The organism is Mycetocola saprophilus (assembly GCF_000718085.1).
In the GTDB taxonomy this organism is placed as follows: Bacteria; Actinomycetota; Actinomycetes; order Actinomycetales; family Microbacteriaceae; genus Mycetocola; species Mycetocola saprophilus.
The window spans coordinates 150860-165294 of record NZ_JOEC01000004.1 but is presented as its reverse complement, the minus strand read 5'-3'; the positions used below and the strand labels follow the sequence as shown (position 1 = coordinate 165294).

Here is a 14435-nt window from a genome sequence, read left to right as displayed (position 1 = left end):
GATTCTGGCCCTACTTCTTCGGCAGGACCGGAGCGCCCTTATCGGCGATCCACTTCTGAGCGAACTTGTCCAGGGAGCCATCCTTGCGCAGCTCGTCCACGGCCTCGGTGACCTTCTTGGTCAGCGCCGAGTTCTTCGGCAGCAGGATCGAGAGCTCGTCGCCGCCCTTGGTGGTGTCGATCTGGCCGACGTTCACGCCGTCCTTAACCTGCTCGGAGTCGATGATGTAGAACGCGGTGGGCACGTCGGTGACCAGGGCGTCGATCTGACCGTTGTTCACGGCGGCGGCCAGGTCATCGGTGTTGTTGAAGACCTGCACCTCGGTCGAGGGGTTGATCTCCTCCTTGACGATGTTCAGCGCGGTGCTCCCGGCGGCCACACCGATGTGTGCGTCCTTGAGGTCGGCGAGGCTCTTGGCACCGGAGAACTTGGAGGACTTGGTGGTGACCACCGACTGCTTGGTGACGTAGTAGGGGCTGGAGAAGTCCACGGCCTTTTCGCGCTCGGGGGTGGCCGAGTACTGCTGCAGGTTCAGGTCGAAGTCTTTGGGGCCCGGGGCGATGGCACCGTCGAAGGTGGTGCGCACCCAGACGACGTCTTCCTTCTTATACCCGAGCTTCTCGGCCACGGCATAGGCCACGGCGGGCTCGAGGCCCTCGCCGTTCTCGGGCTTATTGTCGACGGTCCACGGCGAGTAGGCGGGCTCGCCGGTCGCGATGGTCAGCTTGCCGGGGGTGACGGTGTCGCCGGCGTTGCCGCCGCCGGATGCGCAGCCGGTCAGCGCGAGCGCTGCGGCGGCGGCCAGGGCGATGACGCCCAGGGTGATTTTGCGAGACATTCTGGTTCTCCTGTGTGCGGTCGGGGTAGGGATCGTTGGGGGTGCATTAAAGAGTACGTGGCGGCGGGGCGATTGCCACCAATGTTTCGGGAAGCCCGAAGCTAGTCGCCGGTGGAGGCTGCGTCGCCCGGCTCGTGCGTCGCGTCCGCGTCGGGGGTCGAGGAGGCGGGGTCGGCCTCCGCGGGTGCCTCCGAATCGGCGGCGAGACGCCAGTCGGCAAAGTCGAAGCCGGGGCTGACCAGGCAGCTCACCAGAGCGTCGCGATCCCGCGGCCGCGACCGCTGCCAGACGCCCGCGGGAACCAGGACCTGCTGCCGTGCGCCGGGGGTGCCGGGGGCATCCAGGACGTGGGTTTCCGTGTGCGTGGGCTCGGCACCGGTGCCACCGAAGTGCACCTCGACCGGTCCGGGTCCGTGCCAGAGCCACATCTCATCGCTCGACACCACGTGCCAGGCGGCCTCCTCGCCGGGCTGTAGCAGGAAGTGGATGACCGTGGCCGCCGGACGCTCCCCGCCCGGGGTGGACACCGGGTGGTTCGAGGCGAAGGTGCGTCGGTACCAGCCGCCCTCGGGGTGCGGGGCCAGGTCGAGCCGGGCGATCAGGGGTGAGGTGGTCATTTCGAGTCCTCTCGGCGGAAGCGTTCCACTCCGGCGATGATTGTGCGGGCCACCCGCCCGCCGCCACCCTCGACCAGATCGGCGAGGGTTTCGGCGGGGGTGGTCACCGGAATGTCGAAGAAGGCGAGGTCGGCGAGGGCACCCACCACGAGCTGACCGATCCGGTCCTTGCCCACGTTGAGCCCCATCGCGGTGGCACCACCCAGGGTCGCGGCGGCAAACAGACGCTCGTGCAGGTCCGCCTCGGTGTAGCCCTGTCGACGGGCCACCTTATAGAGCAGTGCCAGGTCGTCCATCGGGTCGAGGCTCGGTGAGGAGGAGAGCGAGTCGGTGCCGACGGCGATCGCGCTGCCCTCGCGCAGGTAGTCGGCGACCGGCGGCATATCCAGGCCGATGATCTCGTTGGAACGGACACAGAGGGCGACGCTGGTGCCGCGCGCACGCAGCAGCGCACGATCCTTGGCATTGACGTATACGCCGTGGGCAATATGACAGTCCGGCCCAAGCACACCCAGGTGATCCACATACTGCACCGAGGATACGCCGATGCCGCGCAGGCGCAACGCCCGGAAACTGTCGGCACCGAGGGCGGGCCACTCGTCGCCACCCACCTCACGTTCGCGCTCCATGTGCGCCTCGGCCAGGTGGATGTGCAGGCGCATCCCCTGCTCGCGGACGAGGTCGGGGATGTCGAGCAGCGGCTTCACATCCAGCGAGTAGGGCGCATGCGGGGAGACGCCGGCACCGGGTGGGGTGGGGAGCTTGCGCACCTGTTCGAGGACCTCGTTGCGGGCCTCGATGGTCCAGTCCTGGTTGCTCTTGCCGTAGACCTCCCAGTAGGCGATGCCGTGCATGTTGGCATCATGCAGGGCGCTGGCGGCCTCGGTGTCGGTGACCACGTCGGCGGCGGCGGTAACCCCGGCGGCCAGTGACAGTGCGGCACCCTCGGCGGCAGCGGCGGCCCAGTCGTGGTCGCCGGTGCCGTAGGCCTCGTCGAAGGAGTCGCCCCAGTCGTCAAACCCGTTGTAGTGCAGGCTGGCAACCTTGGCCATGCCGGTGTACTGAAGGTGGGTGTGGGCGTTGACCAGGCCGGGGGTCAGGACGCCGGGCCAGAACTCCTCGGTGAACTCGATGCCCTGGTCGGTCAGGGCCGCCAGCACCCAGGCGCTGTCACCGACGTGCAGGATGCGGTCGCCGCGCACGGCGACGGCTCCGTGGGGAATGGCGGGCCCGGTGACGGGCAGCACGAGTCCCGCGGTGTAGACCACGACGGGGGCGGGGGCGACAGACATGTGTTCCTTCGGCTCGGGATGGGGCGGACTTCGGCCCAGACTGCCCGAGCGGCGCACATCCCGTGGATGGGGCGCGCAGTTGCGGCGGGAGACGCCCCCGAACCGAACCGCACCGGGTGGGTGCGACCGTGAAAACGGGGTGAGCCGGGCGGGTGAGCCCTACGCACCACTGTGGGCGGACACTCTCGATCATAATCCGCTTTGTCCGCCGAATCACATCGGGGGCCGTGGGGCGCTGTTCCCGGGTGCGATTGAGCAGATAGAGAGATCAGCCCTGGACATGTCTTCTAATGGCGGCGATTGCATCCTCACTCGAAATGGCGTGGAGCGCTGCACGTTCCAAAATTGCACGCAATTCAGGATCAGATACTCGGTGCCCTGCTAGCGCAAGGGCCGCATCCGCGAAAACTAGATGGTCGGCAGCTTCACTCTCTGTTGGTGACGAAACAGGTGTGCTTTTTTCACGTTGACCGGCAACAGGAAAGGCATGGACATCATGAGGCGTAACGCCGGTTTTTTCAGTCATGGTGGGGTCCTTTCGTGAGTTCTCGCAAGCCTACGTATCGGGCCGCCCGGGCGCACCTCCTGCCTTGGGCGTACCTCAGATTCCCTGAAGAATTGAACGCTCTGCTCAGGGTTCAGAACGATACTGGCTTGTATTCCAGTTCGCCCTCAGCAGGCTCAGTGTTCGGTGATTCAGCGAGCTCGTCGACCGTTCTACCCGGGGTCTGCAACCCGATACGTCTCCTCCACCCGACGCAGCGCGGCCTCGGGATCGCGGAGGAGTTCACGCTGCTCGGGATGATCAAGGAAGTAGCGCACCGTCCAGTACAAGACGTTGACGTCTGTGCCTGTGAAGCGGGAATCGATTCGTATTAGGGTTTGGTCGGTCGTGAGGAGGGAGAGATATGGTCCCTGACCCGATACAACCGAAACGTCCTCGAGACTGGCCCAGGGTATTTTGACCAGCTTGTCGCCACGCACCCCTGAGATTCGCTCAGGGTTCAGCATCAGCCCGGTTGGGAAAAAGCTCCGTCTAAGATTCCAGCCCAGGCCCAAGAGGCCCACCAGCAGCGCAGCAATAGCCCACACCTGCATTTGAATGTGCACTCGCTCGGAACCTAAAACTAGGCTCTGAAAAACGGTTGCATTAATCAAAAACACAATGAATACGTAGGGCGCGAAAAAAATGTCTCGCGGCGGAACGAAACTCACGCCGGAACTCAGCGCAACGATACGTGTTGTGCCCAGTGAGGGTATGCGCAAGAAAGTAGACGCCATCCAGCCGAGACTAATGATGACCCCGAGAAAAAGGGCCCACCCCCATCGTTGCTGAGGGTTGGATGAGGTGAGAGCGAGTGCAGACACAATCAAGCTGGCCACGCCGAACCCGACAACCATGACGATGAACCGCGGATCTCGCCTGGGAAATCGGTATGCCCTCGCTATTGGCGAGAGGCCTATGATCCTCCGTTTAATTACCACGTGCATCAAAAGATAAATCTCGGCACCCAGGAGCCTGGGACCGTACTGGTATTCGCTATTGCATGTGGTACTTGGATGTCTAGTTCTTCTCGCCGATCGAGCGGGACCACACCCGTATAGATCGATGTAGCCGCGGCGGTTCCACCTGCTCCAGCAGCGACAACCGCGCCGACCGTAAACCAAATTGGGATCGTCACGCCGGTAAGCGCGCCCAGCCCGGCTGCGAGACTCGCCCCGGCTAAACCGCCAACATACCCGCCCAATAACCCGGCTCCGGCGATCCCAAGGTCTTCCCCATTGGCAATTTCGATGCCTGTTGAAACGAGAGATACCGCGGCCCCGCCAAGTTTCAGAAAATTCCCTACTTGGATCGTCTTTGATCTCGCTAGCCCAATCTCGTCGAGATTATCTCTAGCCTTTTCAATGTCAAATTCGGACGCAGGAGAACGAATCGACGGATTCCCTGACTTTCGTGCAGCCCATACCCCATCGATTTCTGCTTTGAAATCGACATACTCTTTTTGTAGTCCCGCAAGTGCCCTGTCGTTACGCTGCGTTATGGTTTCGATTATGTTGCTCATCAAAAGTTCATTCGCGGCTTTAAGCCCGTCCAAGAGCTGATCGACACCGACTAAATCTTCAATTTCATTTAGCAGCGGCACGACATGCTCGTGATACCAACGGACCTGGTCTTCGCGCCAGTCCTGAACAGTTGAAGCAGTTCGGGTGTACGAGTCAAGCATTTCCTGATACTCCGCGATAGTGCTTAGCTCATCTGCTGAGTAAACGTTTGATGGTGGGTTCACGCTGCAGTTCGTCGGCGACGGATTTACCGGCGGATAGATCAGACTTCCATCGATAGCTCTCAGCCCGGATTCCCTCGCCAGCGCTGCAAGCTCAAGAAAACGCTCGATTCCATTCTCTAGACGAAAGGCATACGCGCGGAGCACAATTGCAGCGCGTTTGCTGTAATCATCTATGTCAGAAATACGGTCATGGACTTGCTTGACAGCCTCCCGGAAGGCGTTGCCTGACTCGCCCCTCCACGCATACGAAGAAGACTGCTCTGCATCGTTGAGCACAGATCTCAGCAGGTCTTCCGATCCTCGGAGCTTCTCATCAGTCCAGGTTGCCACGGTGCGAATTGAATTCGGATCGCCTGAGATCGTGAGATCAATACCAAACATCATTCTTGGATGCTTCCTATCAATGGTCGAAGCTGGGCCAAAATGCCTTCTTCCGTCACACTCACTTGCCCGATAACCTGGTCGGCAATAGCAGCGATACCGTGAGTTAAAATGACCAGCCGGTTAGCGGTTGCAGTCGTTGCAGCCGAGATTTGGAGAAGCGCATCGGTGATTTCACCGCCTTCGATGTGCTGTGGTACTGAATCAATCGCCACGTTGATTCCTTCCGCAGCGTCGAACATCTTTCGTGTAATCCTGGAAATTTCATCGGCTTCCACACGAATTTCAGTCATGATGATCTCGACCTGCGAGATCCTGCACCGGCCGGCCCCCATCCCAGCCCATCGGAGCCATGTACTGATCCTCGACCATTGGTTTGCGACGTTGCAATAACTGGGATTGGCTTATCAATCGAAATAACCTCAAACCCCAGCTCTTCCTGGAGCCGTCCCAGAGAATCGGTAGGGACAAGAATCCACCCCTGGTCAATTCCACAGCAATCGGCAAGCCTGTCCAAGGCTGTGAAGGCGAAAATGGCCTTCCGCCCATCCGCAAGATCAGCGACCGTCGTCTGAGACAAATCGGTTCCAACCACGTGGTCAACAGGCAAATACAAAACCGGCGGCACAATTATCCCGCTTGTTCCCATCATCGAGCCCCCGCTCTGATTAGTGGTGCAACGATAGCAACGGTGGCCTTGGGCATAATCAAAAAGGACTGAAATGTACTACCACGTGTCGGAATATCATGCGTGTGGACATGTACATGATTGTTAGTCCTCCCAGGTATAGCTTCGTTCCGCCGCACACATCAGGCCCCCACATGGCGTCGCATTTCGGCCACGGCGGCCGAGGCGTCCAGCTCGCCGCGCGCGACACGTTCGAGCAGTGCGCGCAGCACGGGGTCCGAGAGCTCGTGTCCGGCAAGCGCCAGGGCCGCGTCGGCAAATGCGACGTGCACGGCGGCCTCCGTGGCCGAAGCGGTCTCAGCAAGCTCAGCAGCCTCAGCGGCCTCGGCGGTTTTCGTGATCTCTATGGCCTCGGCAGTACCGGCGGTACCGTCCGTAACGCCGATTTTTTCGGTCATGGTGGGCTCCTTTCGTGAGCCCTCACCAGCCTACGTTTCGGACCATCCGTGCACACCCCCTGCCCCGAGTATGCCTCGGATTCCCAGGCGAGATGAACCCTACGCGGAGGGTTCGGAGCGGTACCTGTGGGTGCTCCAGTGCTGGGCCGCTCCGCCCGCGCGGCCGGGGTCGGTCGGGACGGTGACGGCGGTGCGGCCCATCCGCTGCTCCAAAACGAGCGCGGCAACCTCGGCCTCGGCCGCGGTATCGATGGGGTGCAGGCCCGGTTCGAGCCCGCCGCGGCACAGCTGCCGCAGCGCGACCAGCTGGGTCGCGAAGGACAGGTCCATCACCTCGATCGGATTGCCCTCGGCCGCGGTGTAGTTCACGCCGCCGCCGTCGGCGAGCACATAGACGATTTTTGCCGGGGTCGCCGGAGCGGACCAGGCCGACAGATCGGGCTCAACACGGCGCTCGGTCCACCCCGCGGCCCGGGCATCGTCCAGGGCAATCTCGTCGTCGATGCCGCCGGCGACCGCGATGACCGTATCCTCGCGGACGCGGGTCAGCAGGTCGAGGCCCACCGTGTGCCACACACCGGTAGCACTCACGACCACGTCCACGGTGTCCAGCTCGGGATCGGCGATACTCGCGACGACCCCGTGGCCGTCGTGGGCAGCCGCGAGTGCGCGGACCGGGTCACGATCCAGGACCAGCACCCGCGCGCCGAGGGCCGCCGCATGCCGCGCGACCCCCTGCCCCACCGGACCAAACCCGATGACCAACCAGGTGGCACCAATCACATCCCGCCGCGGGAGCGTGCGGCCCGGGTTCCCGACCGGATCCAGCAGGTCGGCAATCGCCAGCACGCATGACTGTCCGGTGCCGTGCAGGTTGTCGAAGAGCCCCTTGGTCCGCGCATCGTTGACCGCGATGACCGGGATCCGCAGCTCGCCCTCGGCCGCCATCTCGACCAGCGGACGCACGCCACTCGTGGTCTCCTCCGCCGCCCCGCGCAGGGTGTTCAGGGCAGCCCGACGCTCGGTGTGGGCCAGGCGCACCAGGTGCGAACCGTCGTCGATCAGCAGGTCGGGACTCCACTCCAGGATGCCCGCCGCGTTATCGGCGTCGGTGACCGGAGGAGTGTCCGCGTGGCCGGCGGGGGCGAAGACCCGCACGCCGCGCGCGCCGAGGGCCGCGGCCACCGCCGGGTCGGTCTCGCTCTCTGCCGAGAACACGGCAACCTCGGTACCGGTATCCCGCAGGGCGAGCGCCAGGGCCGCGGTCTTGGGCTCGAGCACCAGGCTCACCCCCACCCGCCGCCCGCGCAGCAGTCCCGAGGTAGCCAGATCCTCGGCCAGGGCCCGGGTGGCGGGCATCGCCGACCAGGCCCAGTCGATCCGCGCGTCCGCATTGTCCGCGCCGGGGGTGCTAAACGTCTCGATCACGGCGATGGCTCGGCCCTCGCGAGTAAACCCCACCACCCCCGCGCGCAGCTCGGTGCCGGTCCAACCGCGGGCGGTGAGCGCGCGGGAAATCCGGGTGCCGGGGTCATCGGAGACGAGCAGCGTCGGGACCTCGCCCTCGGCCACGTTGAACTCCGCGGCGAGCGCGCGCGGTTCGACTGTGCCCTCCTCGGCCAGGAAGACCAGACGGGCGCGGTCGCTTCCCGCCAGTCGAGCGCCGAAGCCGCCGAGAACCGAACGCAGGGCCCGGGCCGTTTCGCCCTGGCCGCGCACCTCGATCCGCGTTCCGGCAAACAGCAGGTTGGTGCGGGCGGCGGCCAGGCGGATCAGGCGCTGGGCGCGGATCCGCGGGTTGTCGCTCAGGGGTGCGGACATGGGCTGCTTTCCTCGGGGATGGGATCCCTCGAGCGTATCAACCGGGTGGGTCAACAACCAGCCGGGCTCCGGCGGCGTGCACGTTTGTCGCGCGCCAGGCCGCCGCGTGTACCCATCGAACAGCCTGTACAGAAAAACCGACACTTGCTGTACAGGTTGTGTACACGTATAGTGATCGATATGAACACCCAGGCAACGGGGCCGACCCCCAAACGTCAGCCACTCAAGCGGATCGAAATCGCCCAGCAACTGCGCGAGGCGATCGTTGAGGGCACCTACGGCAACGGCGAACTCCTCCCCGGAGAAAACGAGCTCGCCGACCGGTTCGATGTAAGCCGCGGCACGATCCGTCGCGCCCTGGAATCCCTCGCCGAGGAACACCTGGTGGACACCCGGACCGGCATCGGCTCGTTTGTCACCTTCGACGGCCACGCCCTGGACCAGGGAGCCAGCTGGGGCAACGCGCTCGCCCTCGGCGGCATCCAAACCTCGGTGCGGATTCTGCGCGCCGAGCGTATCGTGGATCCCGAGCTTGCCGCGTCGGTCTCCCCCACCGGCATGGAGTTCCTGGCCCTCGACCGACTCCGTCTCCTGCCCGACGGCACCCCGGTGTCCCTCGAGCGCAGCCGCGTCCCCTTTATTGGTGCGCTCGCCCGGGTCCCCGAACACGGCCTGGTGGGCGACTCGCTCACCACCACGATGGGCGAGGCGGGACTCATCCCCGCGAGCGGCGAGCAGTGGGTATCGGCCACCCCGCTCAGCGAGGCCGATGCGGCCCTGCTGGAGCGCGCGAGCGGCGACCTCTTCCTCAACAGCATTCGGATCACCCGGGACTCCGGCGGCGCCTTCATCGAGAAGGTTGTCTCCTGGCTCGATCCCGCCCACTTCCGCCTGCACACCTACTTCGGAGCATGATCATGACCCACACCACCCCCGGCGAGCGCGCACTCGCCAGCCTCACCGGTCTCGCCCTCGGCGATGCGCTGGGCATGCCCACGCAGTCGATGTCCCGCGAGCAGATCCGCGCCGACTACGGCACCATCACCGGCATGATCGACGCCGGACCGCACCAGGAGATCGCCCACGGGATGCCCGCCGGATCGATCACCGACGACACCGAGCAGGCCCTGCTGCTGGCCGAGCACCTGATCGCCGGCAACGGCGAGGTCAACGTGACCGAGTTTGCCCACGCCCTGCTCGCCTGGGAGGCCGATATGGCCGCCCGCGGATCCCTCGACCTGCTCGGCCCCTCGACCAAGGCCGCCCTGGAACGCCTGACCGCCGGGGTTCCCGCCTCCGAATCGGGCAAGTTTGGCACCACCAACGGCGCGGCCATGCGGGTGGCCCCGATCGGGATCGCGCACCCGGTGGATAACATCGCGGACTTCGTGGATGCCGTGGCCCACACCGCCGAGGTCACCCACAACACCACGCTGGGTATCGCCAGCGCCTCCGCCGTGGGCGCGATGGTCAGCGCCGGCGTGGCCGGGGCGAGCCTCACCGAGGCCCTGGACATCGCGGTCGCCGCGGCGGCCGAGGGCGAGAAGCGTGGGAACTGGATCGCCGGTGGATCGATCTCACACCGCCTGCGCTGGGCCCTGAACTGGCTGCCCACGGTCCCCGTGTCCGAGCGGGAGGATGCCCTCTATCACGTGATCGGAACCTCGGTCGCGTCCCAGGAATCGGTGGTCGCCGCGATCGCCCTGGCCTCACTCAGCGAGGATCCCTGGGACACCCTGTGCCTGGCCGCGGGCCTCGGTGGCGACACCGACACCGTCGCCGCAATCCACGGAGCCGTGCTCGGCGCCGTACACGGACCGGATGCCTGGCCGAGCGACGCGGTCGAGCTGGTCACCCGCGTCAACACCCTTAACCTGCCCCACACGAGCGAGGCCCTCCTCGCCCTGCGCCTCCGCTAGGAACGTTCCTCCCCGCGCTCCCACCCGGACCGCACCACCCGCGGCCCAGCCGCCCGCACCTCGAGACGCGCATCGCGCGCCGGATCCTCCTCCCCGGGTCCTCCCCGCGCCTTTGGCGCCGTCCACCCCTCGCGGGTGTCCTTCCCGTCCCCGAAAACCGTCGACGGAACCGATTCACACAACGAAGTTTGGAGACCATCATGAGTGAGAGCACACACGGCTCGCTCACCGCCGTCGAGCAGCGAGGGATCGAACCGGTCCCCAGCAATGAGCGCACCGGAAAGCCGTTTGAGCTGTTCTGGGTGTGGTTCGCCGCGAATATCTCGATCCTCGGCATCCCGCTGGGTGCCACCCTGGTGGCCGTGCAGGCGCTGAACATCTGGCAGGCGCTGCTGGTGGCCGTGATCGGTGCCGGCGGATCCTTCGCCCTGGTAGGTGTGGTCTCGATCGCCGGCCGCCGCGGCGGTGCCCCGAGCATGACCCTGTCCCGGGCAACCTTCGGCCCGCGCGGCAACATGGGACCCACCTTCGTCTCGCTGCTCTCGCGCTGGGGCTGGGAAACCGTCAACACCACCACCGCCGCGTTTGTACTGATCTCGCTGTTCTCGATCCTGTTCGGGTCCTCGGCCAACGCCAAAACGGTGCCGGTGCTCACGATCATCGCGATCCTGGTGTTTGAGGGCTGCACCCTGCTGGTGTCGGGCCTCGGCCACGGCGCGATCCTGATCATTCAGAAGTGGGCCACCTGGATCTTCGGAGCACTGAACATCTTTGTGGGCATCTTCCTGATCGCCAACGTCAACTGGCACGCGGTCCTCTCGGCTCCGGGCGGCTCGTTTGGCGCGGTCCTGCTGGGTGTCGCGACCATCGCCGCGGGAACCGGTATCGGCTGGGCCAACTCGGGGGCCGACATGGCCCGCTATCAGCACGTGTCGGCCAAGGCCGGCCACCTGATCATGGTCAGCGCCGCCGGTGCGGGAATCCCGCTGGTGCTGCTGATCGGCCTGGGTGCGCTGCTGACCGCCGGGAACCCCGAGCTGGCCTCGGCCACCGACCCGGTGGCCGCGATTCGCGAGCTGCTGCCGACCTGGATGGCCGCCCCGTATCTGATCGCCGCGTTTGGTGGGCTGCTGCTCTCCAACCACCTGTCGGTGTACTCGGCCGGACTCACCACGATCACCCTGGGCTTCCGCATCCGTCGCGTCTATGCGGTGGGCGTGGACATCGTGGTCACCTTCCTGGGTTCGCTGTACTTCATGCTCGGCGCCGATTCCTTCTATGGTCCGTTCATCGCGTTCATCTCGCTGCTGGCGATCCCGATCACCGCCTGGCTCGGCGTCTTCCTGGCCGATATGATCCGTCGCCGCTGGTATGACCCGGAGGCGCTGCTGGACATGTCTCCGGCCGGTCGCTACTGGTACCGCGGCGGCATCGAGTGGCGTGCCACCGGTGTCTGGATCGTTGCCCTGGTCGTGGGCTATGTGATGCTCGCGATGGACCAGGGCGGCATCGCCTGGCTGGTCACCCTGGTGATCGCCGGCCTCGGCTACCTCGCCCTGGGTGGTGCCCGCGGCACCGTCAGCGACCCCGAACTCGCTCGCAAGTAAACCTCTCACTACCCGAATCACCCGCCTTCAGGAGGCATCCCGTGTCTGAACCCCGACTCATCTTTACCGGCAACGTGATCGTTGACCTGGTCATGAACGTGACCACAATGCCCGAGGCCGGGGGCGACACCGTCGCACAAAATTCCGACATCACCGCCGGCGGCGGCCTCAACACGATGGTCGCCGCCCGCCGGGACGGTCTGCCGGTGGTTTTTGCCGGGCAGTACGGCTCGGGTCACTTCGGTGGGATCGTCCGGGCGGCGCTGAACGCGGGCGGTTTTGAGATCCTGCTGCCCGGACTGGATGACCAAGACAGCGGCTACTGCGTGGCCATCGTGGATGCCAGCACCGAGCGCACCTTTGTGACCGTGGTGGGGGCCGAGGGACACCTGACACTCGACGACCTCCGGCACGCGGACACCACCTCCAATGACCTGGTGTACGTCTCGGGATACAGCCTGGCGCACCCGGTCAACGCGGCGAGCCTGCCGATCTGGCTCGAGGAGCTGCCGGCGGAGACCCGGGTGATCACCGACCCCTCGCCGCTCGTGACCGAGCTGGATCCGGCCCTGATGGCCCGGGTATTTGCGCGCACCGACTTCCTCAGCGCCAACGAGCGCGAGGCCGGGGTGCTGGCCCCGGGGACCGATGCGCGCGGCGCGGCCGATACGCTGCGCTCACGCATCCGCCCGGGCGGCACCGTGATCGTGCGCGAGGGAGCCCAGGGCTGCTGGGTCGCCACCGGCGATGCCGCACCGGTCCTGGTCCCGGGATTTGCGGTGGAGGCCGTGGATTCCAACGGGGCCGGGGACGCCCACGGCGGCGTCCTGGCCGCCGGGCTCGCCCGCGGTCTCGACCCGGTGTCGGCCGCCCGCCGGGCCAACGCGGCCGCAGCCATCGCGGTAACACGCCGCGGCCCGGCTACCGCTCCCGAGGCCGCCGAGATCGACGCGTTCCTGGCGGCGCGCTAGCCTACCCAATGCGCACTCCGGGTTTCCCGGAGTGCGCATTTTCGTATCGGTGATGTGATCCGCGAGGGCGGACCGCGTGTTGATACGGGCCGCCTACCGGGTGCGGGCCCCGCGCAGGAACAGCGCCGCCACGATGATCGCGGCGAGGACCGCCGCGAGCGTGGTGAGCGCTCCCTGCGCCCCCGCGGCAACGCGCTCGGCATCGGTGGACCCGACGGCAAACGCCGATCCGATCGCCACGAACGTGGCCAGGCCGATCGCGTTACCGGTGTTCTGCGCGGTTGCTCCGATCCCCGAGGCGGTCCCCTGCTCCGCATCGGCGGTGCCGGTACCCACCGCGACCCACATCGCCGTCCACACGATCCCCTGGCCGAGCCCCGAGATAACGATGCCCGGAACCCAGAGCGCCAGGGTTGCCCCCGAAGCCACGGTGAGTCCGAACCAGGCGGTGCCCACAATCCCCACCACCGCACCGATGATCAGGGTGGGCCGCGGACCCAGCCGGGTGGTGGCTCGTCCCCCGAGCTGGGTTCCGATAAAGATCGCTGCCGAGGGGATGAGGAATGCCAACCCGGTCTGTAGCGGAGAAAACGCCAGGACCTTCTGAAACAGCGTGGTCATGAAGTAGGGAATGGCGCCGAAGGTTCCCATATAGAGGAACGTGATCAGCGAGCCGATGATCAGGCTCGGGTTGCGAACAATGTGCGCGGGCACCAGCGGATCGTGTGCACGGCGCTCGATCAGCGCGAATGCGATGGCCGCGAGGATCGCCAGGGCCGCGCCAATCAGCACGACGGGGTGTCCCCACCCCGATTCGGGTGCCTGCACCAGGGTGAAGACGGCCAGCGTGGCCGCGGCGGTGATCGTTATCGCACCGGGCAGATCGAATCCGCGCCGAATCCCGGTCCGCACCCCGGTCGGGATGATGCGCCAGGCCAGCAGCGCCACGATTCCCGCCAGCGGCACGTTCACAAAGAACACCGCCGACCACCCAAACAGATCCGTGAGCACCCCTCCGGCCAGCGAGCCAATGGTCAATCCGGAGGCTCCGGCCCCACCCCAAATCGCCAGAGCCCGGTTCCGCACCGGCCCCTCGGCGTGCAGGCTGTTGACCAGCGACAGCGTGGCCGGGAACAGCAGCGCGCCGCCCAGCCCCTGCAGCACGCGCGCCCCAATCAGGATCTCCGGAGACCAGGCGAATCCACCGATCAGCGAGGCGACCGCGTAGACCCACAGGGCAAAAATAAACGTGCGTTTCTGCCCCAGAATGTCGGCCGCTCTCCCTCCCAGCAGCATGAAACCGCCCATCACCACCGTGTACGCGCTGACCACCCACTGCAGGTTTTGCGGGGTAAACCCCAGCGAACCGGCCATGTCCGGCAGCGCAACAAAAACGATGTTGATGTCCAGCGAGATGATGAGCTGGGCGATGGCCAGCAGCGCCAGGGCACCGCCGCCGGTCCGTGCGACAGTGGTAGGCGGTCTCGGCACTCTAGGCCCATGTGTTCGATTCATGATCCACTCCATTCGTTGTGGACCAAGCCTTGCATTGGACTAGTGAACTAGTCCAATAGTTTCATTGAGCTTGCGATCATGGGCAGTAGAGTGGCCC

The 14435-nt window shown here is 65.5% G+C and carries 15 protein-coding genes; 4 read left to right on the top strand and 11 right to left on the bottom strand.

Features of this window, described 5'->3' with window-relative positions; translation table 11 throughout:
• Positions 1–10: 10 nt before the first annotated feature.
• From IE92_RS0114675 to IE92_RS16890, 10 genes are all read right to left on the bottom strand, one after another.
• Entirely contained in the window at positions 11–838 is an 828-nt protein-coding gene (locus IE92_RS0114675; protein ID WP_030149258.1) for an ABC transporter substrate-binding protein, read from the bottom strand.
• A gap of 101 nt (positions 839–939) precedes the next feature.
• A complete protein-coding gene (locus IE92_RS0114665; protein ID WP_081864168.1) occupies positions 940–1455 on the bottom strand; it encodes a cupin domain-containing protein in 516 nt (171 codons plus the stop codon).
• Complete coding sequence (locus tag IE92_RS0114660; protein WP_030149256.1) at positions 1452–2747, bottom strand: amidohydrolase family protein; 1296 nt, start codon at positions 2745–2747, stop codon at positions 1452–1454. The genes IE92_RS0114665 and IE92_RS0114660 overlap by 4 nt, the downstream gene beginning before the upstream one ends.
• A gap of 268 nt (positions 2748–3015) precedes the next feature.
• Positions 3016–3273: an antitoxin VbhA family protein gene (locus IE92_RS17985; protein WP_081864167.1), complete on the bottom strand. Its 258-nt coding sequence runs from the start codon at positions 3271–3273 to the stop codon at positions 3016–3018.
• 191 nt (positions 3274–3464) lie between these two features.
• The gene (locus tag IE92_RS0114655; protein WP_162178515.1) at positions 3465–4028 is read right to left on the bottom strand and encodes a hypothetical protein; all 564 of its coding nucleotides are present in this window, start codon (positions 4026–4028) and stop codon (positions 3465–3467) included.
• A gap of 209 nt (positions 4029–4237) precedes the next feature.
• Positions 4238–5422, bottom strand: coding sequence for a hypothetical protein (locus IE92_RS18455; RefSeq protein WP_156027597.1), 1185 nt, complete (start codon positions 5420–5422; stop codon positions 4238–4240).
• Entirely contained in the window at positions 5419–5712 is a 294-nt protein-coding gene (locus IE92_RS0114650; protein ID WP_156027595.1) for a hypothetical protein, read from the bottom strand. The genes IE92_RS18455 and IE92_RS0114650 overlap by 4 nt, the downstream gene beginning before the upstream one ends.
• Positions 5709–6068, bottom strand: coding sequence for an SAV_915 family protein (locus tag IE92_RS19180; protein ID WP_425411848.1), 360 nt, complete (start codon positions 6066–6068; stop codon positions 5709–5711). The genes IE92_RS0114650 and IE92_RS19180 overlap by 4 nt, the downstream gene beginning before the upstream one ends.
• Positions 6069–6229: 161 nt before the next feature.
• Positions 6230–6505: a hypothetical protein gene (locus IE92_RS0114645; RefSeq protein WP_078890996.1), complete on the bottom strand. Its 276-nt coding sequence runs from the start codon at positions 6503–6505 to the stop codon at positions 6230–6232.
• Between the two features lie 99 nt (positions 6506–6604).
• Entirely contained in the window at positions 6605–8326 is a 1722-nt protein-coding gene (locus IE92_RS16890; RefSeq protein ID WP_081864165.1) for an adenosylhomocysteinase, read from the bottom strand.
• Between the two features lie 180 nt (positions 8327–8506).
• On the opposite strand from IE92_RS16890, the gene IE92_RS0114635 reads away from it, so the two are divergent.
• The 4 genes from IE92_RS0114635 (at position 8507) to IE92_RS0114620 (ending at position 12823) form a co-directional block, all read left to right on the top strand.
• Positions 8507–9241, top strand: a complete 735-nt coding sequence (locus tag IE92_RS0114635; RefSeq protein ID WP_030149251.1) for a GntR family transcriptional regulator — start codon at positions 8507–8509, stop codon at positions 9239–9241.
• 2 nt (positions 9242–9243) lie between these two features.
• Positions 9244–10245 (top strand): ADP-ribosylglycohydrolase family protein, encoded by a 1002-nt coding sequence (locus IE92_RS0114630; protein ID WP_030149250.1) that lies wholly within the window; start codon positions 9244–9246, stop codon positions 10243–10245.
• Between the two features lie 200 nt (positions 10246–10445).
• Positions 10446–11852 (top strand): purine-cytosine permease family protein, encoded by a 1407-nt coding sequence (locus IE92_RS0114625; protein ID WP_030149249.1) that lies wholly within the window; start codon positions 10446–10448, stop codon positions 11850–11852.
• 41 nt (positions 11853–11893) lie between these two features.
• Complete coding sequence (locus IE92_RS0114620; protein ID WP_030149248.1) at positions 11894–12823, top strand: PfkB family carbohydrate kinase; 930 nt, start codon at positions 11894–11896, stop codon at positions 12821–12823.
• A 93-nt stretch (positions 12824–12916) separates the two neighbouring features.
• On the opposite strand, the gene IE92_RS0114615 is transcribed toward IE92_RS0114620, so the two are convergent.
• The gene (locus IE92_RS0114615; protein WP_211250800.1) at positions 12917–14314 is read right to left on the bottom strand and encodes an MFS transporter; all 1398 of its coding nucleotides are present in this window, start codon (positions 14312–14314) and stop codon (positions 12917–12919) included.
• Between the last annotated feature and the right edge of the window lie 121 nt (positions 14315–14435).